This is a genomic window from Pseudomonas viridiflava (assembly GCF_003702045.1).
Taxonomy (GTDB): domain Bacteria; phylum Pseudomonadota; class Gammaproteobacteria; order Pseudomonadales; family Pseudomonadaceae; genus Aquipseudomonas; species Aquipseudomonas viridiflava_C.
In genome coordinates this window covers 105,854-129,461 of record NZ_RBTP01000033.1, presented here as the reverse complement: position 1 = coordinate 129,461, position 23,608 = coordinate 105,854, and the positions used below count along the sequence as shown (strand labels likewise).

Sequence of the window (23,608 nt, the reverse complement as noted above, 5' to 3'; positions counted from 1 at the left end):
TCGTGAAGACTCAGGCAGATACGGCACATTTGTATCGTCTGATACTCAGTCTTCGTGAGCAAGCTCACTCCCACGTCTATAACCCCCAGGTCCCCCTACAGCGAAAAATCACCCTCGGCCGCCAGTTGTGCAACCGGCAGGCGCGGGCTTGGCGCTTCGCGGCCTTGCAGGTATTCCGGCAGGGTGGATTTGTCGCCCAGTTTGCCAACGGCAACGGCGGCATGCAGGGCATACCCTTCAGGGATGTTCAGTTCTTTGCGCGTCAGATCCTGATCGAAGCCCGCCATGCCGTGGGTGTACCAGCCGCTCAGGCTGGCCTGCAGGGCCAGGTAACCCCACGCCGAACCTGTATCGAAGGTGTGCCACAGGGCCGGGCCTTCTTCGGTCGCGCCGGGGGCGGTGAAGGTGGTCTTGGAAATGACGATCACCAGCGCCGAAGCATGCTGTGCCCAACTGCGGTTGAACTCGTTCAGCAAGCCCAGATATCGTTCCCAGTTCGGCGTGTCGCGACGTGCGTACAGAAACCGCCAAGGCTGCGAGTTATACGCTGACGGTGCCCAGCGCGCCGCTTCGAAAAAGCTCAGCAGGGTTTCTTCGGGGATGCTTTCGCCGGTAAAGGCACGTGGCGACCAGCGCTGGATGAACTGCGGGTCGATGGCATGATCTGCGACGCGAGAGTGTGTGCTCATAAAAGTCCTGGAAATCGAAGGGCAAGGGGAGCGAGTCTCGATGGGCCGTTGTCGGCAGGCATCGCTTTAAACGCACTGAAAGCGCCCTAACGCTACTGTTTTGCCTTCTTGCTGACAAGGGCTCAGATACCGGCAGTCGCAAGTGCTTGGCCCGCACTCGATGTGCCACTAGACTGGCGGCCTTTTCCATAGCCGATACCGTTGTCCGAATCATGGCCGCCAAAGTAGAACCCTTCTGGATCCGCAAGACCCTCGATCAGCTTGACAGCACCGAGTGGGAGTCGCTCTGCGATGGCTGCGGACTGTGCTGCCTGCAAAAGCTGGAGGACGAAGAAGACAGCGCCGTGTATTACACGCGAATCGCCTGCAAGATGCTGGACCTGAAGACCTGCCAGTGTTCGGACTATCAAAACCGCCGCGCTTTTGTGCCGGACTGCATTCAGCTTACGCCCGGTCAGGCAGACGAATTCAAATGGTTACCGCCGACCTGCGGCTATCGGCTGGTGAGCGAAGGCAAGGACTTGCCGCTCTGGCATCACTTGGTATGCGGTGATCGTGATGCGGTGCACCACGAGCGTATCTCCCAGTCCGGACGCATGCTCAGTGAACTGAACGTGTCCGAGGACGACTGGGAGGATCACCTGATCTTTCGTGCCGGCTGAGGTTAGATGCCAGCCTTGGGCTCGGTCAGTGCGTCGATGCCGTTGACGGTGGCGGTCTTCACCGCTTTCTCGGCATTGGCTTGCAGCTCGCTCAGCTCCGCGCCTGCACGTTCGATGGTGGAGCGTGCGCTCTGCAAGTCGCTACGGCCTTTTTCCATCAGGCTCTTGGCCGAGCAGTGACCGGTAATGCCGCGTGCCAGAACGGCGCCGCCCAGGGCCAGTTGAATCAGGCCCAGAAACCCGCCACGACGTACGCCTTTGCCCATCATCAGCACGCCGCCCGCCAGTGAGCCGATGCGCTCCCAGCCCTGGACGTTCTGATCGGGATGCGGCTGAAAAGCCTCGGGTGTGTCGATACGCTCGATGATTGGGGTGTCGCGCATGATAGCTCTCCAGAAGGTAGTCACTCGGTTCAGAGAAACTGACTGCCCGTCCTTGAGACTGGTTCAATGCATTTTCAGGTTAACGCTCGGTAGTCGGCTCAACCTTTTCCCGGCCGAACTGAGGTCCCGAGCGGGTATTGATGCCTTTGGCCATGCGGTCGTACAGCACGACGTTGACCGTGGCGGCCAGATTCATGCAGCCCTCGGTCGGGATGTAGACCACGTCTTCGCACCAGTCACGAATCTCTTGATCCAGCGAGCCGTCTTCCGGGCCGAAGATATACAGCGCACGGTCCGGGTGGGTGTACTCGGGGAGGGCTCTGGCGCCGTCAACCAGTTCGACGGCCACCGGGATGCAGCCCAGCGGCAGAATGCTCTTGAGGTCTTCAATGCCGATCAGTGGGATGTCTTGATGGATTTTTTTGGTGTCGGTGACGAAATCCCGTGCCCGCTCGTACCGCTTGCCGGTATAGAACACCGAAGCCACGCCGTAGCAGCCAGCGGCGCGCATGACGGAGCCGACGTTTTTCGGGGACTTGGGGTTGTACAGACCGATGCAGGCGTAACGTTTGTTGGCCACGGGAAGGGTGCTCTGGGGAAAACCGCCGAGTATACAAGACTGCCGGAGGTCAGAACCACATGCGGACACCCACCACCAGCCGCGCATCGTTGACGTCTTCGCCTTCTTCCCGGGCATAGTCGGCCGTCTTGCCGTACGTACGATTCCAGGTCACGCCCACGTAAGGCGCAAACTCAGGACGCAGTTCGTAGCGCAGCCGGAGCCCGACTTCAGTGCTCGAGAGGCTGGAGCCGATGCCGCGTTGCGGGTCGTCCTTACCGTAGGCATTGATTTCGGCAGTGGGTTGCAGGATCAGTTGATTGGTCAGCGTCAGGTCGTAATCGCCCTCTAGCCGCGCAGCGGTCTGACCGGCTTCACCCAGAAAGGCGGTAGCCTGGACGTCGAGATCGGAAATCGCCGTACCCTGTACGCCAAACGCAGCCCAGCTCTGTGGAGCACCGGGTTTGAAATCCTGGCGCGCACCGACCACCACGTCCCACGACGGGGTGACAGCATGTCCCCAAAGCGCCTGCATTTCCGCTTCCTCGGTCTTGCCGTTCACGCGTTCGCCCTCCGAGCGCAGCACCAGTCTGTCGATGTCGCCACCGATCCAGCCGGACAGATCCCAGGCCAGCGCACTGCCGTCGTTCGCGTTCTGCCATTCCAGCTTCTCGGCAAGAAAATAGGAATTGATGGCCGCGTCGTGAACCTGATGCCCGTCATGACTGGTGTAGACCGCCGCCCGGTCTGCATCGGTGAGGGCCGGAATCGGCGTGCGACTCTGGTCGGGCGTGGACTGGGGCTGCTGCGTTTCCGGCATGGCGTGGCTTGTGTGATCCATCCCGTGGTCCATGCCCTGCATCTCGGCAGCGCTGATCTGCGCCGTGACAATCATTCCGAGGCCCATTAGCGCCATTGGCAGGCGAGGGTAGCCCCGGCCCTGGGTCAATACGTAAGTCTTCATTCTTCTACCCGCACTTCGCGAAACATGCCCATTTCCATGTGGTAAAGCATATGGCAGTGATACGCCCAGCGCCCGAGGGCATCGGCGGTCACGCGATAGCTGCGTTTTGAGCCCGGTGGCATGTCGATGGTGTGTTTGCGCACCTTGAACCGGCCGTTCTCGTCTTCCAGATCGCTCCACATACCGTGCAGGTGGATCGGGTGAGTCATCATCGTATCGTTGACTAGCACCACACGAACTCGTTCGCCATATTTGAGCTTCAGGGGCTCTGCATCGGAGAACTTCACACCGTCGAATGACCAGACAAATCTTTCCATGTGGCCGGTGAGGTGCAACTCGATCGTGCGACTCGGCTCGCGACCGTCCGGGTCGTCGAAGGCGCTGTGCAGGTCGGCGTAGGTCAGCACCTTGCGGCCATTGTTCCTCAGGCCGATGCCAGGATCGTCGAGTTTGGGCGAGGTGCTCATGGCCTGCATGTCGACCAGCGGGTTGGCGATCTCGCTGTCCGGGTGCGACTGCCTGTTGCCTGTGGACGAAGCGTTGTGATTCATGCCTGGCATGTCATGGCCCATCTGGCTGTGTTCCATGCCCTGCATGCTGTCGTGAGTCATGCCGCCGTGGCCCATGTCGTCCATGCTGAGCAACGGGCGCGGGTCAAGGGGCGGCACCTCTGCTTTCATACCGGGCCTGCTGGTGAGTGTGCCTCGCGCATAGCCGGTGCGGTCCATCGATTGGGCGAACACCGTGTAGGCACCGTCGGCAGGCTCAACGATCACGTCAAAGGTTTCCGCTACTGCGATGCGGAACTCGTCGACGCTCACCGGTTTGACGTGCAGGCCGTCGCTGGCGACGACCGTCATCTTCAAACCGGGGATGCGCACGTCGAAGTAGGTCATGGACGAGCCATTGATGAAACGCAGGCGGATTCGCTCGCCCGGTTTGAAAAGGCCGGTCCAGTTCATGTCCGGTGCCTGGCCGTTCATCAAGTAGGTGTACGTGGCGCCGCTGACGTCCGCCAGGTCGGTCGGGTCCATTCGCATCTGCGCCCACATGGCGCGGTCGGCAACGGTCGCGCTCCAGCCCTTGTCGCTGACGTCGTTGATGAAGTCGCCCACGGTGCGTTTGTTCTGGTTGTAGTAATCGGACTGTTTCTTGAGCTTTTTCATCAACCGGATCGGGTCTTCGTCCGTCCAGTCGGTCAGCATCACAACGTGCTCGCGGTCGTAGCTGAAGGGTTCCGGCTCTTTGGCGTCGATAATCAGCGGCCCGTAGACCCCGGACTGCTCCTGAAAGCCCGAATGGCTGTGATACCAATAAGTGCCGTTCTGCTTGACCTTGAAGCGATAGACGTACAGACCGTCCGGGGCGATACCGTCGAAGCTCAGGCCCGGAACGCCGTCCATGTTGGCGGGCAGGATGATGCCGTGCCAGTGTATGGACGTGGTGTCCTTGAGCCGGTTCTTTACGCGTAGCGTGACGGTGTCGCCTTCTCGCCAGCGCAGCAGAGGCCCGGGGACGCCGCCGTTGACGGTCATGGCGGTGCGCGGGTTGCCGGTGAAGTTGACCGGCGTTTCACCGATGAACAGGTCGAACTCTGTGCCCGACAATTCCAGCTGTTCACCGGATCTCGCGGCAGCCCATGCCGGGCTGCGCCAAAGCCCCAGCCCGCCCAGCAATCCGCCTGCGGTGAGTCCTTTCACGAAGGTTCGTCTTGATGTTCCGGGAAGCATGATGGCGTATCCGTTCGGTCGGTTCGTCGCAGGCCAGAATGCCTGCGAATTGGCAGGAGGAGGCCACAAGGCGGAGGGCGAGGGGACTACATTTCAGTCAGGTTGCAGGCGGGCTCCAGTCCGAAGCGCCACGTTCTACGTCGTGGTAGCGAGCGTGCTCGCGAAGAGCCCCATACAGCGCTGCAAAATAGAGTGTTCGCACCATTGCCTTCGTGAGCTCAACGGTCAGCGAGGCCCGTCACTCATCCTTCTTCATCAACCCTGCCAGCGCAGCGAACGGGTTGTGCGTGGCCTTGGAGGCTTTCGGCGAGCTGAGGGAGCTGTCGGAGAAATACTGTTGATCGGTATAACGGGAGTGTTCGTTGTCGTGGCAGTACAGGCAGAGCAGTTCCCAGTTCGAACCGTCCTGCGGGTTGTTATCGTGATTGTGGTCGCGGTGATGCACGGTCAGCTCGCTCAGACGCTTGCCGGCGAACTCGCGGGCGCAGCGGCCGCAAACGTGCGGGTACATGCGCAGGGCCTTGTCGCGGTAACCCATTTCCCGGTCGCGCTGGGCGTCGGCCAGAATGCGGTCCAGCTTGGCAGTGTTGGAAGGAGGGTTGGCCGTGCTCATGGTGTCACCTGTTCGTGTGCGCGTTGAAAGCGAGATGTCAGCGAGTTTAGCGCCAGATGAGCAAACTCACACCTGTTGCGAAAGCAATTGGCCGTCGACCATGCGCAGGCGTCGCGACAGCGAAATGGCCAGCGCACGGATGATCTTGGCCGCGACCTTGGGGGCTTCATCCAGCATCTTGTCCAGCGAGTCACGCCCCAGGTTCAGTAACTGGCAACTGGTCGAAGCGATGCAACTGGCCGAACGACGCTCGCCATCCAGTACCGCCATCTCGCCGAATGCGCGGCCGCGGCGCAATGTGGCGATCTCGACCTGCTGACCTTCGCTGTTGAGCTTCTGCACCGACACCGTGCCCTGATGAATGATGCACATGAAGGTTCCGGCGTCGCCCTCGGCAAAAATCGTCTCGCCTTTTTCAATATCGGTGATGTTGAAGTAACCGGACACCGCCAGGAAATCGCCCGGCAGCAGGGTATCGAACAGGCCGCAGTCCAGCAGCATGTCGCGTATGGCGTTATTCAGGTTGGACAGTTGTTCTGACATGGTTCGGTCTTGTGATCAGGCTACAGAGAAGGGGGCATATCCTTGCCCCCGATGCTAGTAAGACAGGCGTTTGAAGCCAAGTTCATTCGCCCAGTTGCAATACCTTGAAGATGAAGCCGTATTCCAGCGCCACGTCACGCAATCCTTGATAGCGTCCGCTCATGCCGCCGTGACCGGCGCCCAGCTCGGTCTTGAGCAGCAGCAGGTTGTCATCGGTCTTGGTTGCACGCAATTTCGCGACCCATTTGGCGGCTTCCCAGTACTGCACGCGGCTGTCGTTGTAGCCAGCGATCACCAGCATGGCCGGATACGCCTGAGCGCTGACGTTCTCGTAAGGCGCGTAAGCCTGGATGCGCGCGTAAACTTCAGGCTCTTGCGGGTTGCCCCATTCGTCATACTCGGTGACGGTCAGCGGCAGCTCGGGATCGAGCATGGTGTTGAGCACGTCGACGAAAGGCACTTCGGCAATCGCCGCCTTGAACAGGTCGGGACGCTGATTGAGCACTGCGCCCATCAACAGGCCGCCAGCGCTGCCGCCGCTGATCACCAGTTGTTCGGAGCGGGTCAGCCCTTCGGCAATCAAGTGTTCGGCGCAAGCGATGAAGTCGCCGAACGTGTTTTGCTTATGTTCCTGCTTGCCGTTGCGATACCAGGCTTCACCCAACTCGCCACCGCCGCGAACATGCGCAATTGCAAAGGCTACGCCACGGTCCAGCAGGCTCAAGCGTGCGTGGGAAAACCACGGATCCAGGCTTTCGCCGTAGGCACCGTAGCCGTACAGATAAAGCGGCGTCGGCTGACCGGCCAGTTCACGTTTGACCACCAGACTGATAGGCACCTGCGTTCCGTCAGCGGCCGTCGCCCACAGACGCTGGCTGACATAGGCGTCGGCATCGAACGTGCCGAGCACGGGGGTTTCCTTGAGCACCACTTGCTCACCGGTCGCCAGTTCCAGCTGCCGAACCTGAGGTGGACGGTTCAATGATTGATAGCGCAGGCGAATCCGCGGGCTGTCGAATTCCAGCGAGTCCTGTACATACAGGCTGTACGCGGCGTCAGGCAACTGGACGCGATAGGCCGGCAGGTCCTGGGGGCGCACCTCGATGATCGGCAGGCCGCCTTCGCGCAAACTCAGGCTAAGACCTTTGGCGTTGAGGCCGACGCCTTCAAGCATCACCGAATCGCTGTGCGGGATCAGCGTCTGCCAGTCGTCGCGGGTCGGTACGCTGCTCGTCTGTTCGGGCGCGTGATACAGCGCAAAGTTGATGCCGCTCTGGTTACTGCGAATGAACCAGCTCCAGACGCCATTCAGCAGGCCGTGATCGGGAAAGTATTCATGCCCCTCTACACGGGGCGCCAGGCAGGTGAAGGCCTGCTCGGGACTTTCGGCGTCCAGCACCCAGGCTTCGCTGGTGGTTTTGCTATTGAGCAACAGCACCAGCTGGCGTTCGGAGCTGGTGCGAAAACAATGCAGGAAGAAGCGGCCATCCGGCTCGTGAAACACCTGATCGGCAGTCTCGTGACCCAGCGTGTGGCGATAGAGCTTGTGCGGACGGTGAGTGTCGTCCAGTTCACCGAAGAACAGCGTCTGGCTGTCGTTGGCCCACGTCATGCTGCCATCGCAATCCTTGAAAGGCAGGCTGCTGACCTGGCCAGTGCTCAATTCTTTGACGTAAAGCTGATAAACCTCGTCGCCACTGGTGTCCAGGCTGTAGGCCAGCCGCTGGTGATCAGGGCTGATGCTGAACGCGCCCAACGAGAAGAACCCGCCATCGGCCAGTACGTTAGGGTCCAGCAGCAGTTCTTCGTGGCTGTCGTCCACGGTGTTCGAATCGTCCGCCGGACGCGGGCAGCGGTAATGCCGCGCGTACTCATCGCCCTGTGTGGTGCGGGTGTAATACAGGTAGGGGCCCCAAGGCGAGGGCAGCGACAGGTCGGTTTCAAGGATGCGGCTCTTGATCTCCTGAAACAGCGTTTCGCGCAATTCGCGCTGGTCTGCCAGTTGTGCTTCCTGATAACTGTTTTCAGCTTTCAGGTAATCAAGCACCTCATCCGTGTCGCGGTTTTGCAGCCAGGCGTAGGGGTCGGGGCCGTCGGCCTTGCGAGCGACAGGGGCGCTGGAGGTTGCATTCGAAAAGGACATGCGGGGCTCTCTCTAGAGGCGTCAATCAAGTAAATATCGGGACACGCTGCGCCGATTGAACAACCCAGGCAAGCCGGGGCAGTGAAAAGCCGTTATCATAAGCGCCTCTTTACCTCCCTTACCACGGACGACATGACCGAGAACGACTATCTGATCGCCTGGAGCCTGTACGCCTTCGCTGCGCTGGGCTGCCTGTTGGTGTGGTTTCTGATGACCGGCTGGATGTGGCGCTACCTCAAGGAGCCGCTGCGAGTCATCGCTGCCGTGTTGCTGTTGACTCCCACCCTGGTTGACCCTGTCAAGGATGCCTACGCACCTGCCGTGGCGATCACTGCGCTGGACCTGATGTTCAAGGTTGGCAGCAACGTATGGACCGCCGTTTCGGATCTGGCGATGTACGGCATGTTCGCCTTCGGCGCCTATCTGCTGTTCGTGCTGATTCGCTGGCCGATCGAGAAAAACCGTAAGGCCCGTCAACCACAGCCCGCCGCCGAACCTGCCGAAGTGGATGCCGAGGACGAACCGTTCGCCCGTGACGACGGCTATGGCCGCAAGCCGGCTGTGCCGGCTCCGGCCGCGTCGGCACGTGGCGAACGGGTCGAGCCGCGTCTGTAAGTCCCGCTTCGTTGGCCTGCGCTGCCGTGTGCAGCGCATGACCCGCTGCACAATGTCTTGAAGCGAGAACCTGAGCATGTGTGAACTACTGGGCATGAGCGCCAATGTCCCGACCGATATCGTTTTCAGCTTTACCGGGCTGATGCAGCGTGGCGGCAATACCGGCCCGCATCGTGACGGCTGGGGCATCGCGTTCTACGAAGGCCGCGGCCTGCGTCTGTTCCAGGATCCGGCCGCCAGTTGTGAATCGCAAGTCGCGCAACTGGTGCAGCGTTATCCCATCAAGAGCGAAGTCGTGATTGGCCACATTCGTCAGGCCAATGTCGGCAAGGTTTGTCTGTCCAACACCCATCCTTTCGTGCGCGAGTTGTGGGGCCGTAACTGGTGTTTCGCCCACAACGGTCAACTGGCCGACTTCAGCCCTGGTGCTACGTTCTATCGTCCGGTGGGCGATACCGACAGCGAAGCGGCATTCTGTGACCTGCTCAACCGCGTGCGTGAAGCCTTTCCAGAACCAGTCGAGGTCGAGCAGTTGTTGCCGACACTCATCCAGGCCTGCAGCGAATACCGCAGCAAGGGTGTATTCAACTGTCTGCTGAGTGACGGCGACTGGCTGTTCTGTTTTTGCAGCACCAAACTCGTACAGATCACCCGGCGCGCACCTTTCGGTCCGGCTCGCTTGAAGGACGTTGACGTGATCGTTGATTTTCAGGCGGAAACCACGCCCCACGATGTGGTCACAGTTATTGCCACCGAGCCTTTAACCGCAAACGAAAACTGGAACGCCTATGAGCCGGGCCAGTGGAGTCTGTGGCGCAAGGGTGAGTGCGTTGCCAAGGGTTCGACTGAAACGGTTACGCCGTAAGCGCGCATTGACACGCAATTCAATGAAAGAGGGATGTTCATGCTGCGAAGTTATCTGCGATTGGTCCTGTTCACGGTGGGCTTGCTGTTCGGCGTTCAGGTGCCCGGCTTCATCAGCGACTACAGCAAACGTGTAGAGGCGCACCTGATCGAAGCCCAGCAGGCGATCAAGGGTTACAACAACACGGCCGCGCAGTTCTTCAAGGGCGATATCCAGGCGCTGATCCAGCACTACCGCAACAGCGAAGACCCGGTGTTTCGCAGTGACGCCGATAACATCGATACCTTGCTGACCCGCACCCATGTGCTGGAGCGCCAATGGCTCGGTCTGCAAGGTCCCTGGTATTCCCGAGCGTTTTACGTCGCGACTTCATCCGATCCGGACATCCGCCGCGAGACGTTCAATGGCTACACCTGGCAGGTTCTGCTGGCACCGGAAGTCATCGCCTGGGGCATCATCAGTGCATTGCTGTTGGCGCTGGTGATTGAAAGTTTCGTGCTGCTGCTCGGCTGGGTCGTGCATGGCGGGCGTCGCAAGCCGCAGCTTGAAAGGGACTACCGCTGAGTTCCAGACGCCCGGCACATCCGGCGGCCGTGAACGCGCCGTCGGATGAGCCTTGTTTGGTCACCACTTATGCAATGGCCCTTGTTTCATTGCGTATATAGGCCAGCACAGTCTTCGGCGTGTTCCACATCAGGACGTCCAGTATCGACAGGTTCTCGATGAAAGTGAGTGGCTCGGCGCAATAGTGCAGTGAAGACGGTTCCAGAAAGCGCAGTTCAATACCGCGCTCCTGCCATTCGCTCGTGACGAATATATCGCGGCCACCCGTGGCATTGATGTACTGCCGGGCCTCCACCCGTGTGCTGATTTCCAGCGCCCACTGTCCTGCGTGTTGAATGGGCGGCAGGTCAAACTTCATGTCCGAGCAGTTGGTCCAGTTGAAGGGCAGGCCGAGATAATCACAGACGACTTTCAATGAGCGAGTATTCAATTCGCAGAGATGAGTGGTGTCTGGATGGGCGAACGTCAGGTCGAGTAACGCCAGGACCTCTTTGAAGTAGGGGGCTTTGCCTCGATAGTGCTCCAGTTGATTCTTGATCCGGCGATGTGCGCCCGTGTAGTCAAGGATCCGTGCGTCTTTGATCAGTGTGCCGTCCTTGGCGCAGACCGGGACCTTGATGTACTGCCAGCCGCCATAGCCATCCAGCACGCGATTGCGGTTCATCCAGCTCTTGCGTTTGTATTTGACGATATCAAAAACAAGCCCACGCTCTACCGCCGCAATGAGCTGAAAGTAACCGATGTAGGGAAAAAAATACGGCTGCATGATCCCGAGCGTTTCGTTCATAAGTAACCCGCGAGGTCGCGACGGTTGCTCAGGCAAAACGATGGAGTAACGGCAGAACTTCTTACTCAGTCAGCACTTGACCGTCTGAAGGGTGATTGGAAACCTGAGCGTAGTTCGGAGTTACACAATCAACGTGCTGTTGGTCGGCATGAAGAAAGCCAGTCGATGACTGGCTTGGTCAGGCGCATGTCCGGGTCATTTGGCCAGATAACGCATGCCTTCCTCGAGGCCGCGCAGCGTCAAGGGGTACATCTGGCCTTCCATCAGATCACGCACGATGTGGGTGGAGGTGGTGTAGTCCCAGGCATCTTTCGGGTACGGGTTGATCCAGATAATCTTCTTGAACTTGGCCATGAAGCGCTGCATCCACACATAACCTGCTTCTTCGTTCCAGTGCTCGACACTGCCGCCCGGCTGGGTGATTTCGTACGGCGCCATAGACGCGTCGCCAATGAAGATCACTTTGTAGTCCGCGCCGTATTTATGCAGCACATCCTGGGTCGATGTCCGCTCCGAGCCGCGGCGCAGATTATTTTTCCAGACCGATTCATAGACGAAATTATGGAAGTAGAAATACTCCATGTGCTTGAACTCGGTCTTGCAGGCCGAGAACAGTTCCTCGCAGACCTTGACGTGTGAATCCATCGAGCCGCCGATGTCGAACAACAGCAGCAACTTGATGGTGTTGCGCCGTTCAGGCCGCATCTGGATGTTCAAAAGCCCTGCATCGCGCGCGGTGTGATCGATGGTGCCGTCGATGTCCAGTTCATCGGCTGCGCCCTGGCGGGCAAACTTGCGCAAGCGCCGCAACGCGACTTTGATGTTGCGCGTACCCAGTTCCACCTGATCATCCAGGTTTTTGTATTCGCGCTGCTCCCAGACCTTAACGGCCTTGCCCTTGCGCTCACCTGCATCGCCGACACGGATGCCTTCGGGGTTGTAGCCGCCCGAGCCGAACGGGCTGGTGCCGCCGGTGCCGATCCATTTGTTGCCGCCAGCATGGCGTTCCTTCTGCTCCTCAAGACGTTTCTTGAATTCTTCGATGAGCTTGTCGAGGCCACCGAGCGACTGGATCTGCGCCCGCTCTTCATCGCTTAGCGAGCGCTCGAACTCCTTGCGCAACCAGTCTTCCGGGATCAGCGCCTGAAGATGATCGTCAAGTTTTTCCAAGCCATTGAAGTAGGCACCGAATGCCCGGTCGAATTTGTCGAAATGGCGCTCGTCCTTAACCAGAATGGTGCGCGCCAGAAAGTAGAACTCATCGATGTCGGCAAAGATCACCCGCTGTTTCAGCGCGTTGATCAGGTCCAGCAATTCGCGCAGGGACACCGGCACTTTGGCTGCACGCATTTCGTTGAACAGGTTGAGCAGCATGGCTGTCGCCCTTTTTCATAGCAGGGTGAATGAAGAGGATCAGCGATTGCCGCGGCGGCTCATGAACGCCAGCCGCTCCAGCAATTGCACGTCCTGTTCGTTCTTGACCAGCGCGCCGGCCAGCGGCGGAATGGCCTTGGTCGGATCGCGCTCGCGCAGCACGGCCTCACCAATGTTGTCGGCCATCAGCAGCTTGAGCCAGTCCACCAGTTCGGAGGTCGAGGGTTTCTTCTTCAGTCCCGGCACTTTGCGCACGTCGAAGAACACGTCCAGCGCTTCGCTGACCAGGTCTTTCTTGATGTTCGGGTAATGGACGTCGACGATGCGCTGCAACGTCGCGCGGTCTGGAAAGGCGATGTAGTGGAAAAAGCAGCGGCGCAGGAATGCATCGGGCAGCTCTTTTTCATTGTTGGAGGTAATGATGATGATCGGGCGCTGCTTGGCCTTGATGGTTTCATCGATCTCGTAAACGTAGAACTCCATCTTGTCGAGTTCCTGCAACAGGTCGTTGGGAAACTCGATGTCGGCCTTGTCGATTTCGTCGATCAGCAGAATGACACGCTCTTCGGATTCGAAGGCCTCCCAGAGCTTGCCTTTCTTCAAGTAGTTGCGCACGTCGTGGACCTTGTCCACGCCCAGTTGCGAGTCGCGCAGGCGGCTGACGGCATCGTATTCGTAGAGCCCCTGATGCGCCTTGGTGGTCGATTTTATGTGCCAGGTAATCAACCGGGCGCCAAAGGACTCGGCCAGTTGCTCGGCCAGCATGGTCTTGCCCGTGCCAGGCTCGCCCTTGACCAGCAGTGGGCGCTCCAGCGTGATTGCCGCGTTGACCGCAAGCTTCAGATCGTCGGTGGCGACGTAGGCCGGGGTGCCTTCAAACTTCATGGATGAATCCTCTCGCAGGACATGCGGGCGCGGTGCCCGCACGCTGTAATAGTGGCCAATAATGCCCCGACTATAACGTGCGCACCGGACCCCTGTGAACGCAGACGCCCCATTCAGTTCTTGAATGGGGCGTCACGGTTTGACCGGGGTGAATCAGGAGTCCTTGTTGCTCTCATAGCGCGCATTGAACGCCTGAACGAATGCGTTACGCAGAATCTGCAAAAACGCCTGAAAGCCGCTGATGTCCTGCTGATTGACGCTGCCGCTCAGGTCGACTCGGGTGGCGAACTGGTTCTGGCGCTGGTTTTTCAGTACGGTTTCGCTGGTGCCGACCAGCGCTTCCCAGATCGAGCGAAACACACCTTTGTCCTTGTCTTCCACGTCCTGTCTCCAGTTGAAGACGTCGACATTGCGCAGCAGGGGTTTGATGTAGCCGCTGAGTTGGCCTTTGTCTGCCTGAGCCTCGATCACGAGGTCGCCGTTGCCCGCATTGAAGTCGAACTTGCCGTACGCCGATGAGAAGTCGTTGAGCCGTTTTAGCTGAATACCCGTGGCCCGGAGGCGAAAGTCGAAATCCTGAAAGTTGTTGAACGGATCGAAACGGGCGGTGCTTTCCAGATTGGCATGCCCCAGCAGCCGCGCCTTGCCTTCGAAGCTGGCGTCGCGATTGCCTTCGACGTCTACCACGTTGGTCAGGTTGTAGAAGCTGGCGTTAACCCGGTCCGCTTCGATTTTTACCTTGGGCGTCGAGTTGAAGTTGTTGAAGGTGATACGTCCGTTGCCGATGCGGACTTCGTTGAGGGTGATCGGCAAAAGCTTGTTCAACTGAGTGCGCCAGTCCGTGCCCTGACCGGTCTGGGAGGCCTGCTTGTTATTGCCGCCGTCCACGAAGTTGATTTCCGGGTCGACAAATAAAACCTCTGCGACAACGGCGTGGTCGTACCAGAGTGAATGCCAGCTGACCGCTATCTCGATGACAGGCGCCTTAACGAACGGCACAGGGACTTTGCCATCAACTTTGACGATGTTCAGCCCCTTGATTCGATAGGCGCCGCGCCACAACGCCAGGTCCACATCCGTCACCTGACCGCGGTACTCGCCCATGTCGGCAAGTTTGTCGTTAAGGTAGTTGCGCACCAGGTAGGGCAGGGCAATGTTGATGCCGATCAGCAGAACGACCAGGCCGGCCAGCGTCCATAGCGGCCAACTGTAGCGACGTTTCATGACACGAGTCTCCGGTTGCAGTGAAGGGTTGACTGCGTTCGGCAGCATCGGTTCGGTGATACTGGACGCCCAATCGCTGGCGGCATAGGCTTTATTTATTTAACCGATGTGCATAAGGACATCTTCATGAGCCGTATCTACGCTGATAACGCCCATTCCATCGGCAACACGCCGCTGGTGCAGATCAACCGCATCGCGCCTCGCGGTGTCACGATTCTGGCCAAAATCGAAGGGCGTAATCCCGGTTACTCCGTGAAATGCCGGATCGGTGCCAACATGATCTGGGACGCAGAGAGCAGCGGCAAACTCAAGCCGGGCATGACCATTGTCGAGCCCACCTCGGGCAACACCGGCATCGGCCTGGCGTTCGTCGCTGCGGCACGCGGTTACAAGCTGATGCTGACCATGCCCGCTTCCATGAGCATAGAACGTCGTAAGGTGCTCAAGGCGCTGGGCGCCGAACTGGTACTGACCGAGCCCGCCAAGGGTATGAAAGGTGCGATTGCGAAGGCGCAGGAGTTGGTCGCCACCGACCCGGACCAGTATTTCATGCCCGGCCAGTTCGAGAATCCGGCCAACCCTGCCATTCATGAGAAGACCACCGGCCCTGAAATCTGGAACGACACCGACGGTGCAATCGATGTACTGGTGGCGGGCGTAGGGACAGGCGGCACGATTACCGGTGTGTCGCGTTACATCAAGCACATCGCAGGCAAGCCAATCCTGTCAGTGGCCGTGGAGCCGGACGGCTCGCCGATCATCACCCAGGCGATGGCCGGTGAAGCGATCACGCCCAGCCCGCACAAGATTCAGGGGATTGGTGCCGGCTTCATCCCGGAAAACCTTGATCTGTCACTGGTTGACCGGGTTGAACGCGTAACCGACGAGGAGGCCAAGGCGATGGCGCGCCGCCTGATGCAGGAGGAGGGCATTCTGTGCGGTATTTCCTGTGGTGCAGCAATGGCGGCGGCAGTTCGGTTGGCGGAGAAGCCGGAAATGCAGGGCAAGACCATCGTCGTCATCCTGCCGGACTCTGGCGAACGCTACCTGTCGAGCATGCTGTTCAGCGATCTGTTCACTGATCAGGAACTGTCGCAGTAACACATCTTCGACAGTGTGTGCTTCATGCGGGCGGTTCAAGGGTTTATGATGGCCACCTTTCGAGTGCCGGACGATTTTCACTGATCTTCCGGCACTTCCGGTTTTTCGCATTGACCGACGATCGGCGTTACGTTCAGCGTTGTCTGCCCGCTCCAAGGAGAGATTCATGACCCTTTCATTCGCTGCCAAGGCATTGATTCTGATGCTTTTTCTGGGCAGCACGCTGTACGTGCATCTGCGCGGTCAGGCGCGTCTTCCTCTGCTTCGGCAGTTCGTGAACCATTCGGCGCTGTTCGCCCCCTATAACGCGCTGATGTATCTGTTTTCCCGCGTGCCGTCCAAGCCATACCTGGACCGCAGCAAGTTTCCCGAACTGGATGTGCTCAAGGACAACTGGGAAGCCATCCGTGACGAAGCCATGCACCTGTTCGACGAGGGTTACATTCGCGCCGCTGAAAAGAACAACGATGCCGGTTTCGGTTCGTTCTTCAAGAAGGGCTGGAAGCGTTTTTACCTGAAGTGGTACGACAAGGCGCTGCCATCAGCCGAAGCGTTGTGCCCCAAGACCGTTGCGCTGGTCAACAGCATCCCCAACGTCAAGGGGGCGATGTTTGCCCTGTTGCCCGGTGACAGTCATCTCAACCCGCACCGCGATCCCTTTGCCGGTTCCCTGCGTTATCACTTGGGGCTGTCCACCCCCAACTCCGATGACTGCCGGATCTTTGTCGATGGCAAGGAATACTCGTGGCGTGATGGCGAAGACGTCATGTTTGACGAGACATACGTACATTGGGTCAAAAACGAAACCACGCAAACCCGGGTGATTCTGTTCTGTGACATCGAGCGCCCGCTGACCAACCGTCTGATGACTCGTCTCAATCGCAGCGTCAGTGCCTTTCTGGGCCGCGCAACCGCGCCGCAGAACCTGGATGACGAGCGCGTCGGCGGCATTAACCAGGCGTATGCCTTCAGCAAGCGTTTCAGCGATGGTTTCAGTGGCAAGGTCAAACAGTTCAAGCGCAGCAACCCAAAGGCCTACCGCGTATTGCGCCCGGTGCTGGCGGTGCTGGTCCTGACGTTGTTGGGCTACTGGTTGTTTGGTTGAGGGTTCGCCTGTCCAGATAGATGTCGATACCGATTACAGATTGATGCGGACATCGCCCGCAAGCCGCCTCTTGTCAAATAGCCTGTAGCTCACTGGAGAAACACGGTCCGCTCCCACGGCCCGTTAATTATGCAGGCTCAGCTCAAACTCACATGCCGACTCAATAACGCTCGCAAGGCCGCTGGCTTGACCGGCTTGGGCAAGTAATCGAGTCCGGCGGCGTGCACCTGAGCGATCAATTCGGGCCGACCGTCAGCGCTGATCAACACCCCCGGCACCGGTCGGCCAAGGCGGGTTCGTAGCCAGGCCATCAACTCAGTGCCGGTTTCGCCGTCATCCAAATGGTAATCCACCAAGGCAATCTGCGGATGGACGCCATTGTTCAGCAACGTCTCGCATTCCTCACGGTTGCGCGCAGTCCAGACCTGACAGCCCCAGCGCGACAGCAAACTCTTCATGCCGATCAGGATGCTGTCTTCGTTATCGACACACAGCACCTGTGTACCGTTGAGCGCAGAGCGATGCGGCTCCACCTGTTTGTCAGGCAGCGGCGTCGGTGCCGACGCCAACGGCACCTGCACGCTGAACACGCTGCCTTTGCCCGGCCAGGAACGGACCTGCAGCGGATGTTCGAGAATGCGGCACAGCCCATCTGCAATCGCCAATCCCAGCCCCAACCCTTTGGCGGCGTGCGTCTGATGGCTGTCCAGACGTTTGAATTCTTCGAAAATGACTTGGCGCTTGTCTTCGGGAATCCCCGGCCCCTGGTCCCAGACCTCCAGGCTCAAATGGCCACCCTGACGCCTGACGCCCAGAAGGATCGGGCCTTTGGCATAGCGGATCGCATTGGTCAGGAAGTTTTGCAGCACCCGGCGCAGCAGCTTTATATCGCTGTCCACGCGCAATGAACTGCCCCTGACGCGGAATTTCAAACCCTGTTCTTGCGCCAGTGCCTTGAACTCCGCGCCGAGGGTGTCGAACAAGGCATTAAGCGGGAAGGGCTGACGATCCGGGGCGATCTTGCCGTTCTCGATGCGTGAGATGTCCAGCAGGTCGCTGATCAGGTCTTCGGCCGAGCGCAACGAACTGTCCAAGTGCTGGATCAGTTGCTGGGCTTCATCGGACACCTCATCTTCCTGATGCGAGAGCGCTGCGGAAAACAACCGCGCCGCGTTAAGGGGCTGCATCAGGTCGTGGCTGACCGCCGCCAGAAACCGGGTTTTCGATTCGTTGGCCGCTTCTGCCGTACCCTTGGCTTCGGTCAGGGCCTGGTTCAGTTGCGACAGTTCGTGGGTGCGCTCGGCCACGCGCTGCTCAAGGCTTTCGTTGACGCCTTTGAGCGCCTGTTCCGCAGCGCGGAACGCGGTAATGTCGGTGAAGCTCATGACAAACCCGCCGCCCGGCATCGGGTTGCCGATCAGCTCAATGACCCGTCCATTGGGGAAAAGCCGTTCCGAGGTGTGCGCCCGACCCTGGCGCATCCAGTGCAGACGTCGCGCCACGTGTACTTCGGCCTCACCTGGCCCGCACAGCCCGCGCTCGGCGTTGTAGCGAATGATGTCGGCAATCGGCCGGCCTACGCCGATCAGGCCTTCGGGGTAATTGAACAGCTCCAGATAACGATGATTCCACGCCACCAGCCGCAGCGACTGATCGACCACGCTGATGCCTTGGGTGATGTTTTCGATGGCGCCTTGCAGCAGTGCCCGATTGAACTGCAGCACCTCGGATGCTTCGTCGGCGATGCGCACGACGTCCTCAAGCTGCATGTCCCGGCCCTCAATCGCCGCCTTGACCACCGCTCGGGTCGACGACGTGCCCAATACCCCGGCCAGCAGACGTTCGGTGTGGGCGATCCAGTCACCCGTGGCGTTCTGATTGGGATTGAAGCTCTTGCCTTGATGATAGGCAAAGCGGGTAAAGCTCTGGCGCGCGCGTTCTTCGCCGACGAACCGTGCCGACAGGCTGAGCAGGTCTTCGATTTGCACTGCCAGCAACGGACGCATGTAGGCGCGGCCTTGCGTCTCTTGGCCGATGAAGCGACCCGCCTGCCAGTGCTCCGTGACGCGGGTACGTGACAGCATCGACACCCAGGCGAACAGGGTGCAGTTGCCCGCCATCGACAGCAGGATGCCTTGGGTCATCGGCGTGATCGGCAAATCGAACGGGTTGTTGTGCAGCCAGTCCAGCAGCGGGAACGCGCTCAATGGCCAGCCCATGCCGTGGGCGGCGACCGGTAGCACGAGGGTGTAGAACCAGATGAAAATCCCGGCGGCCAGTCCCGCAAACACACCGCGCCGGTTGGCCTGTTTCCAGTACAGCGCGCCGAACATGGCGGGTGCCAGTTGGGTAATCGCGGCGAAGGCGATCTGGCCGATGGTCGCCAGGCTGGCCGTCGAGCCCAGCATGCGGTAGCTGACGTAGGCCAGCAGCAGAATCATGATGATGCTGATGCGCCGCACCGAGAGCATCCAGTGCCGGAACGCCTCGAACGGCCGCTCGGTGTTCTTGCGCCGCAGCAGCCACGGCAACAGCATATCGTTGGAGATCATGGTCGAGAGGGCCACGCAGGCCACGATCACCATGCCCGTTGCGGCCGACGCACCGCCGATAAAGGCCAGCAGCGCCAGCGACGGGTGAGCATGGGCCAGCGGCAGGCTGATCACGAACGAGTCTGGCAGTATCGAGTCGGGCAGCAGCATTTGTCCGGCCAGTGCAATCGGCACCACGAACAGCGCCGCCAAGGCGAGATAGGCCGGGAACACCCATTTGGCCAGGTTGAGGTCCTGCGGTTCGATGTTCTCCACCACAGTGACGTGAAACTGTCGTGGCAGGCAGACGATCGCCATCATCGCAACGCCGGTCTGGACGAACATCGACGGCCAGTTGATGGTGTCTTTCCAGTATTCATCAAGGCGAGGCGCCAGCTTCGCCTGATTGAACAGGTCATCGACACCGTCGTACAGGCCGAACGTCACGAACACCCCGACCGCCATGAACGCAAACAGCTTTACCAGCGCCTCGAACGCAATCGCCAGCACCATGCCGCGATGGTGCTCGGTCACGTCCAGGTTGCGCGCACCGAACACGATGGTGAACAGCGCGAGAATCAATGAAACCACCAGCGCGGTGTCCTGAGCCCGGGTGCCGGTGGAGTCGGCCACGGCACCAATCAGAATATTCACCCCCAGCACGATGCCTTTCAGTTGCAGCGCAATGTACGGCAGCATGCCGATCAGGCAGATCAGCGCCACCATGACGGCCAGTGACTGGGACTTGCCGTAGCGCGCCGCGATGAAGTCGGCGATCGAGGTGATGTTTTCCTGCTTGCTGATCAGCACCATCTTTTGCAGCACCCAGGGCGCTAGCACCATCAGCACGATCGGTCCCAGGTAAATCGGCAGAAACGACCACAGCTGTTCGGCCGCCTGGCCTACTGCGCCAAAGAACGTCCAACTGGTGCAATAGACCGCCAGCGACAGACTGTAGACCCAGGCGCGCATGGTCGGGCGCAGTGAGGCGCTGTAGCGATCGCCATAGAAGGCAATGGCGAACATGATTGCCATATAAGACAGGGCAACGGCGGCGATCAGCCCGCTGGACAGCGACATATCGGATTCCAGAATGTATCGGTGACGCGCAGTCTCGCACGACCGCTGCGGTTCGTCTTTCTCGACCAAGGTCGAGCGTGGCAGGCTGTCGCAGAAGCGTTAAAAGCCCCGGCGCGCGTGGGTGCAGGAAATATCCTATCGACATTCGCAGGCGTTGCGTCTTCAATGTGCCTCGGATTGGCGCTCACGTCAGTTCGCCCCAGCCTCTCAGGACCACGGACGATGAGCCAGCAGTCACAATTCAGCCTTCTCGGGAAGCGGCGTTTCTGGCCGTTTTTCGTTACTCAGTCCCTCGGGGCGTTCAATGACAACGTCTTCAAGCAGTCGTTGATTCTCGCCATTCTTTACAAGCTGGCCATTGAGGGTGACCGTTCGATCTACGTCAATCTGTGCGCCTTGCTGTTCATCCTGCCGTTCTTCCTGTTTTCGGCGTTGGCTGGGCAATTCGGCGAGAAATACCCCAAAGACACGCTGATCCGGATCATCAAGTTCGGCGAAATCGCCATCATGGCCGTGGGCGCTGCGGGCTTTCTGTTCAACCACCTGTGGATGATGTTGGCAGCCCTGTTCGCGATGGGCACGCATTCGGCGTTGTTCGGTCCGGTCAAGTATTCGATCCTGCCGCAGCATTTGCGCGAAACCGAACTGGTTGGCGGCAATGCGCTGGTCGAGATGGGTACTTTTCTGGCGATCCTGGCGGGCACCATCAGTGCTGGGGTGATGATGTCCTCCACGCACTATGCATGGATTGTCTCGGCGGCCATCGTGTTGATCGCCTGCCTGGGCTTTCTCGCCAGTTTCGGCATCCCGCGAGCGGCGGCCGCTTCGCCTGAAATGAAGCTCAACTGGAACATCTTCACCCAGTCCTGGGCGACGCTGCGCATGGGCCTGGGGCAGACGCCTGCGGTGTCGCGCTCCATTGTTGGCAACTCATGGTTCTGGTTCGTTGGTGCGATTTACCTGACGCAGATTCCGGCCTACGCCCAGGAATGGATGCATGGCGACGAAACGGTTGTTACGCTGATCCTGACCGTTTTCTCGGTCGGTATCGCGCTGGGTTCGCTGCTCTGCGAGCGCCTGTCCGGGCACAAGGTCGAGATCGGTCTGGTGCCGTTCGGCTCTATGGGGATCACGATTTTCGGCCTGTTGCTGTGGTGGCACTCGGGCGGGTTTGTGCAGAATGCGCAGCCCAACGATTGGCTGGCTGTGCTGAGTTTCGGGCATGGCTGGTGGGTGCTGATCGACATTCTCGGCATCGGTGTCTTCGGCGGTTTCTACATTGTGCCGCTGTACGCCCTGATTCAGTCGCGCACCCCCGAGAAGGAGCGCTCGCGGGTCATTGCGGCCAACAACATCCTCAACGCGTTGTTCATGGTGGTGTCGGCGATCGTTTCGATCCTGTTGCTCAGCTTCGCCAAGCTGACCATTCCGCATCTGTTTCTGGTGGTGTCGCTGCTGAACATAGCGGTCAACGTCTACATCTTCAGGATCGTGCCCGAGTTCACGATGCGCTTCCTGATCTGGCTGTTGGGCCACTCGATGTACCGCGTCGAACACCGCGACTTGAATCGCATTCCCGACGAGGGCGCGGCCCTGCTGGTCTGCAACCACGTGTCTTTCGTCGATGCGCTGCTGATTGCCGGTTCGGTCAGGCGGCCGATTCGTTTTGTCATGTACTACAAGATCTATCAGTTGCCGGTGCTCAACTTCATCTTCCGCACCGCTGGCACCATTCCGATTGCCGGACGCAATGAGGACATGGCGATCTACGAACAGTCATTCAAGCGCATCGCCCGGTATCTGGCAGATGGCGAACTGGTGTGCATCTTCCCCGAAGGCAAGCTCACGACGGATGGCGAGATCAGCGGATTCAAAAGTGGCATGACGCGCATCCTTGAGGAAACGTCCGTGCCCGTGATCCCGATGGCGTTGCAGGGGCTGTGGGGCAGCTTTTTCAGCCGTGATCCGGAAAAGGGGCTGTTTCGCCGTCTGTGGTCACGCGTCGTGCTGGTGGCCGGTGCGCCCATCCCGGCAGACGCCGCCGCGCCGGTGGATGTGCGGGAACGGGTGAAGGCGTTGAGAGGGGCGGGGCGGTAGGTGGGTGGTCCGTCAACGGACTGAGTGAGGTTCCACCACGTCTTCGACGTAGCGCTTTCGCGTAGCAAACACCGGACTGTGGGAGGGGGCAAGCCGCCTCCCACGGGGTATGTATTCAGTCAGACACTTTCGTTTGGCCCCGATTTGCGCGCTTTTACCTCGCCTTCTTCCGGCATCTTTCTGAAGTACGTCGATAGCAGCGCACCGGAAATGTTGTGCCAGACGCTGAACAGCGCGCTGGGCACCGCTGCCAGTGGTGAGAAGTGGGCGCTGGCCAGTGCGGCGCCGAGCCCGGAGTTCTGCATGCCGACTTCCAGCGCCAGCGATTTGCGTTGCGGCAATGGCAGCTTGAAGACCTTGCCGGTGAAGTAGCCCAGCAAAAAACCGAAGGTGTTGTGCAGGATCACCACGGCCATGATCAGCAGGCCGGACTCGGCGATCTTCGCCTGGCTGGCGGCGACTACTGCGCAGACGATCATGACGATGCTCACCACCGACACCAGCGGCAGTACATCCACCGCGTAGCTGACCCGCGCACCCAACAGGCGTTGCGCCACAACCCCCAACACGATCGGCAGCATCACCAGTTGCAGGATCGACCAGAACATATCCAGAAAGGACACCGGCAGCCAGGCCGACGCCAGAAACCAGATCAGCGTCGGCGTCAGCAGCGGAGCAAGCAGGGTGGTCACGGCAGCGATAGCCACCGCCAGCGCCAGGTCACCCTTGGCCAGCCATGCCATGACGTTGGACGATGTTCCACTCGGGCAGCAGCCCACCAGAATCACGCCGACGGCGATCTCCGGCGGCAACTGGAACAGCTGACAGAGCAACCACGCCACGCCGGGCATGATGACGAAGTGCGCGACCACACCCAGCGCGACGCGCCACGGGTTGCGCGCCACTTCAGAGAAGTCTTCGAGTTTCAGGGTCAGGCCCATGCCGAACATGACCAGCCCGAGCAGCGGCACGATCCAGCCTTTCAGGCCGATGAACACCTGTGGAAACACAAACGCCAGAATGGCGAATAGCAGCACCCAGTACGCAAAGGTGTTGCCGACAAAACGACTCAGGGCGGCGAGGGCGCGCATGGT

21 protein-coding genes are annotated in these 23,608 nt (G+C 59.6%); 7 read left to right on the top strand and 14 right to left on the bottom strand.

Features of this window, described 5'->3' with window-relative positions; all coding sequences use genetic code 11:
- Positions 1 to 95 precede the first annotated feature (95 nt).
- The gene (locus ALP40_RS11670; RefSeq protein ID WP_122208421.1) at positions 96 to 689 is read right to left on the bottom strand and encodes a nitroreductase family protein; all 594 of its coding nucleotides are present in this window, start codon (positions 687 to 689) and stop codon (positions 96 to 98) included.
- 212 nt (positions 690 to 901) lie between these two features.
- Here ALP40_RS11670 and ALP40_RS11665 point away from each other — a divergent pair, with 212 nt between their 5' ends.
- Positions 902 to 1,351, top strand: a complete 450-nt coding sequence (locus ALP40_RS11665; protein ID WP_122208420.1) for a YcgN family cysteine cluster protein — start codon at positions 902 to 904, stop codon at positions 1,349 to 1,351.
- Positions 1,352 to 1,353: 2 nt separating this feature from the next.
- On the opposite strand, the gene ALP40_RS11660 is transcribed toward ALP40_RS11665, so the two are convergent.
- The 7 genes from ALP40_RS11660 to ALP40_RS11630 all read right to left on the bottom strand — a co-directional run bounded on the left by ALP40_RS11660 (position 1,354) and on the right by ALP40_RS11630 (position 8,286).
- On the bottom strand, positions 1,354 to 1,734 hold the full coding sequence (locus ALP40_RS11660; RefSeq protein ID WP_122208419.1) for a DUF2892 domain-containing protein: 381 nt from the start codon (positions 1,732 to 1,734) through the stop codon (positions 1,354 to 1,356).
- 79 nt (positions 1,735 to 1,813) lie between these two features.
- The gene (locus ALP40_RS11655) at positions 1,814 to 2,314 is read right to left on the bottom strand and encodes an RNA methyltransferase (protein WP_122208418.1); all 501 of its coding nucleotides are present in this window, start codon (positions 2,312 to 2,314) and stop codon (positions 1,814 to 1,816) included.
- 49 nt (positions 2,315 to 2,363) lie between these two features.
- Positions 2,364 to 3,257 carry a copper resistance protein B gene (locus ALP40_RS11650; RefSeq protein ID WP_122208417.1) on the bottom strand — a complete coding sequence of 298 codons (894 nt, stop codon included), beginning with the start codon at positions 3,255 to 3,257 and terminating at the stop codon, positions 2,364 to 2,366.
- Complete coding sequence (locus ALP40_RS11645) at positions 3,254 to 4,987, bottom strand: copper resistance system multicopper oxidase (protein WP_122208416.1); 1,734 nt, start codon at positions 4,985 to 4,987, stop codon at positions 3,254 to 3,256. The genes ALP40_RS11650 and ALP40_RS11645 overlap by 4 nt, the downstream gene beginning before the upstream one ends.
- 238 nt (positions 4,988 to 5,225) lie before the next feature.
- Positions 5,226 to 5,600, bottom strand: a complete 375-nt coding sequence (locus ALP40_RS11640) for a YajD family HNH nuclease (protein ID WP_024686287.1) — start codon at positions 5,598 to 5,600, stop codon at positions 5,226 to 5,228.
- A gap of 66 nt (positions 5,601 to 5,666) precedes the next feature.
- The gene (locus ALP40_RS11635; RefSeq protein ID WP_122208415.1) at positions 5,667 to 6,143 is read right to left on the bottom strand and encodes a cyclic nucleotide-binding domain-containing protein; all 477 of its coding nucleotides are present in this window, start codon (positions 6,141 to 6,143) and stop codon (positions 5,667 to 5,669) included.
- An 82-nt stretch (positions 6,144 to 6,225) separates the two neighbouring features.
- Positions 6,226 to 8,286, bottom strand: coding sequence for a S9 family peptidase (locus ALP40_RS11630; protein WP_122208414.1), 2,061 nt, complete (start codon positions 8,284 to 8,286; stop codon positions 6,226 to 6,228).
- Positions 8,287 to 8,418: 132 nt separating this feature from the next.
- Between ALP40_RS11630 and ALP40_RS11625 the strand changes: the two genes are divergently transcribed.
- From ALP40_RS11625 to ALP40_RS11615, 3 genes are all read left to right on the top strand, one after another.
- The gene (locus tag ALP40_RS11625) at positions 8,419 to 8,901 is read left to right on the top strand and encodes an MFS transporter (protein ID WP_122208413.1); all 483 of its coding nucleotides are present in this window, start codon (positions 8,419 to 8,421) and stop codon (positions 8,899 to 8,901) included.
- Positions 8,902 to 8,977: 76 nt separating this feature from the next.
- Positions 8,978 to 9,766, top strand: a complete 789-nt coding sequence (locus ALP40_RS11620; RefSeq protein ID WP_122208412.1) for a class II glutamine amidotransferase — start codon at positions 8,978 to 8,980, stop codon at positions 9,764 to 9,766.
- A 39-nt stretch (positions 9,767 to 9,805) separates the two neighbouring features.
- On the top strand, positions 9,806 to 10,330 hold the full coding sequence (locus ALP40_RS11615) for a DUF2937 family protein (protein WP_122208462.1): 525 nt from the start codon (positions 9,806 to 9,808) through the stop codon (positions 10,328 to 10,330).
- A gap of 67 nt (positions 10,331 to 10,397) precedes the next feature.
- Here the strand turns inward: ALP40_RS11615 and ALP40_RS11610 are convergent, their stop codons facing one another.
- From ALP40_RS11610 to ALP40_RS11595, 4 genes are all read right to left on the bottom strand, one after another.
- On the bottom strand, positions 10,398 to 11,117 hold the full coding sequence (locus tag ALP40_RS11610) for a WbqC family protein (RefSeq protein ID WP_122208411.1): 720 nt from the start codon (positions 11,115 to 11,117) through the stop codon (positions 10,398 to 10,400).
- 195 nt (positions 11,118 to 11,312) lie between these two features.
- Positions 11,313 to 12,491 (bottom strand): VWA domain-containing protein, encoded by a 1,179-nt coding sequence (locus tag ALP40_RS11605; RefSeq protein WP_122208410.1) that lies wholly within the window; start codon positions 12,489 to 12,491, stop codon positions 11,313 to 11,315.
- A gap of 39 nt (positions 12,492 to 12,530) precedes the next feature.
- Positions 12,531 to 13,376, bottom strand: a complete 846-nt coding sequence (locus ALP40_RS11600; RefSeq protein ID WP_025994938.1) for a MoxR family ATPase — start codon at positions 13,374 to 13,376, stop codon at positions 12,531 to 12,533.
- Positions 13,377 to 13,529: 153 nt separating this feature from the next.
- Positions 13,530 to 14,600, bottom strand: coding sequence for a DUF748 domain-containing protein (locus ALP40_RS11595; RefSeq protein ID WP_122208409.1), 1,071 nt, complete (start codon positions 14,598 to 14,600; stop codon positions 13,530 to 13,532).
- Positions 14,601 to 14,726: 126 nt separating this feature from the next.
- Between ALP40_RS11595 and cysK the strand changes: the two genes are divergently transcribed.
- Both cysK and ALP40_RS11585 read left to right on the top strand, forming a co-directional pair.
- Positions 14,727 to 15,701 (top strand): cysteine synthase A, encoded by a 975-nt coding sequence (cysK, locus tag ALP40_RS11590; RefSeq protein WP_122208408.1) that lies wholly within the window; start codon positions 14,727 to 14,729, stop codon positions 15,699 to 15,701.
- A 166-nt stretch (positions 15,702 to 15,867) separates the two neighbouring features.
- Positions 15,868 to 16,806: an aspartyl/asparaginyl beta-hydroxylase domain-containing protein gene (locus tag ALP40_RS11585; protein ID WP_122208407.1), complete on the top strand. Its 939-nt coding sequence runs from the start codon at positions 15,868 to 15,870 to the stop codon at positions 16,804 to 16,806.
- Between the two features lie 137 nt (positions 16,807 to 16,943).
- Here the strand turns inward: ALP40_RS11585 and ALP40_RS11580 are convergent, their stop codons facing one another.
- On the bottom strand, positions 16,944 to 20,417 hold the full coding sequence (locus tag ALP40_RS11580; protein WP_122208406.1) for a PAS domain-containing hybrid sensor histidine kinase/response regulator: 3,474 nt from the start codon (positions 20,415 to 20,417) through the stop codon (positions 16,944 to 16,946).
- Positions 20,418 to 20,639: 222 nt separating this feature from the next.
- Between ALP40_RS11580 and ALP40_RS11575 the strand changes: the two genes are divergently transcribed.
- Complete coding sequence (locus tag ALP40_RS11575) at positions 20,640 to 22,514, top strand: MFS transporter (RefSeq protein ID WP_122208405.1); 1,875 nt, start codon at positions 20,640 to 20,642, stop codon at positions 22,512 to 22,514.
- Between the two features lie 119 nt (positions 22,515 to 22,633).
- Here the strand turns inward: ALP40_RS11575 and ALP40_RS11570 are convergent, their stop codons facing one another.
- A complete protein-coding gene (locus ALP40_RS11570) occupies positions 22,634 to 23,605 on the bottom strand; it encodes a bile acid:sodium symporter family protein (protein WP_122208404.1) in 972 nt (323 codons plus the stop codon).
- Between the last annotated feature and the right edge of the window lie 3 nt (positions 23,606 to 23,608).

Coding starts and splice junctions, on each gene's coding strand:
- ALP40_RS11630 (WP_122208414.1), bottom strand. CDS start 8,286: ATGTCCTTTTCGAATGCAACCTCCAGCGCCCCTGTCGCTCGCAAGGCC.
- ALP40_RS11625 (WP_122208413.1), top strand. CDS start 8,419: ATGACCGAGAACGACTATCTGATCGCCTGGAGCCTGTACGCCTTCGCT.
- ALP40_RS11650 (WP_122208417.1), bottom strand. CDS start 3,257: ATGAAGACTTACGTATTGACCCAGGGCCGGGGCTACCCTCGCCTGCCA.
- ALP40_RS11585 (WP_122208407.1), top strand. CDS start 15,868: ATGACCCTTTCATTCGCTGCCAAGGCATTGATTCTGATGCTTTTTCTG.
- ALP40_RS11600 (WP_025994938.1), bottom strand. CDS start 13,376: ATGAAGTTTGAAGGCACCCCGGCCTACGTCGCCACCGACGATCTGAAG.
- ALP40_RS11615 (WP_122208462.1), top strand. CDS start 9,806: ATGCTGCGAAGTTATCTGCGATTGGTCCTGTTCACGGTGGGCTTGCTG.
- ALP40_RS11670 (WP_122208421.1), bottom strand. CDS start 689: ATGAGCACACACTCTCGCGTCGCAGATCATGCCATCGACCCGCAGTTC.
- ALP40_RS11575 (WP_122208405.1), top strand. CDS start 20,640: ATGAGCCAGCAGTCACAATTCAGCCTTCTCGGGAAGCGGCGTTTCTGG.
- ALP40_RS11665 (WP_122208420.1), top strand. CDS start 902: ATGGCCGCCAAAGTAGAACCCTTCTGGATCCGCAAGACCCTCGATCAG.
- ALP40_RS11610 (WP_122208411.1), bottom strand. CDS start 11,117: ATGAACGAAACGCTCGGGATCATGCAGCCGTATTTTTTTCCCTACATC.
- ALP40_RS11620 (WP_122208412.1), top strand. CDS start 8,978: ATGTGTGAACTACTGGGCATGAGCGCCAATGTCCCGACCGATATCGTT.
- ALP40_RS11595 (WP_122208409.1), bottom strand. CDS start 14,600: ATGAAACGTCGCTACAGTTGGCCGCTATGGACGCTGGCCGGCCTGGTC.
- ALP40_RS11660 (WP_122208419.1), bottom strand. CDS start 1,734: ATGCGCGACACCCCAATCATCGAGCGTATCGACACACCCGAGGCTTTT.
- ALP40_RS11605 (WP_122208410.1), bottom strand. CDS start 12,491: ATGCTGCTCAACCTGTTCAACGAAATGCGTGCAGCCAAAGTGCCGGTG.
- ALP40_RS11635 (WP_122208415.1), bottom strand. CDS start 6,143: ATGTCAGAACAACTGTCCAACCTGAATAACGCCATACGCGACATGCTG.
- ALP40_RS11580 (WP_122208406.1), bottom strand. CDS start 20,417: ATGTCGCTGTCCAGCGGGCTGATCGCCGCCGTTGCCCTGTCTTATATG.
- ALP40_RS11570 (WP_122208404.1), bottom strand. CDS start 23,605: ATGCGCGCCCTCGCCGCCCTGAGTCGTTTTGTCGGCAACACCTTTGCG.
- ALP40_RS11640 (WP_024686287.1), bottom strand. CDS start 5,600: ATGAGCACGGCCAACCCTCCTTCCAACACTGCCAAGCTGGACCGCATT.
- ALP40_RS11645 (WP_122208416.1), bottom strand. CDS start 4,987: ATGCTTCCCGGAACATCAAGACGAACCTTCGTGAAAGGACTCACCGCA.
- cysK (WP_122208408.1), top strand. CDS start 14,727: ATGAGCCGTATCTACGCTGATAACGCCCATTCCATCGGCAACACGCCG.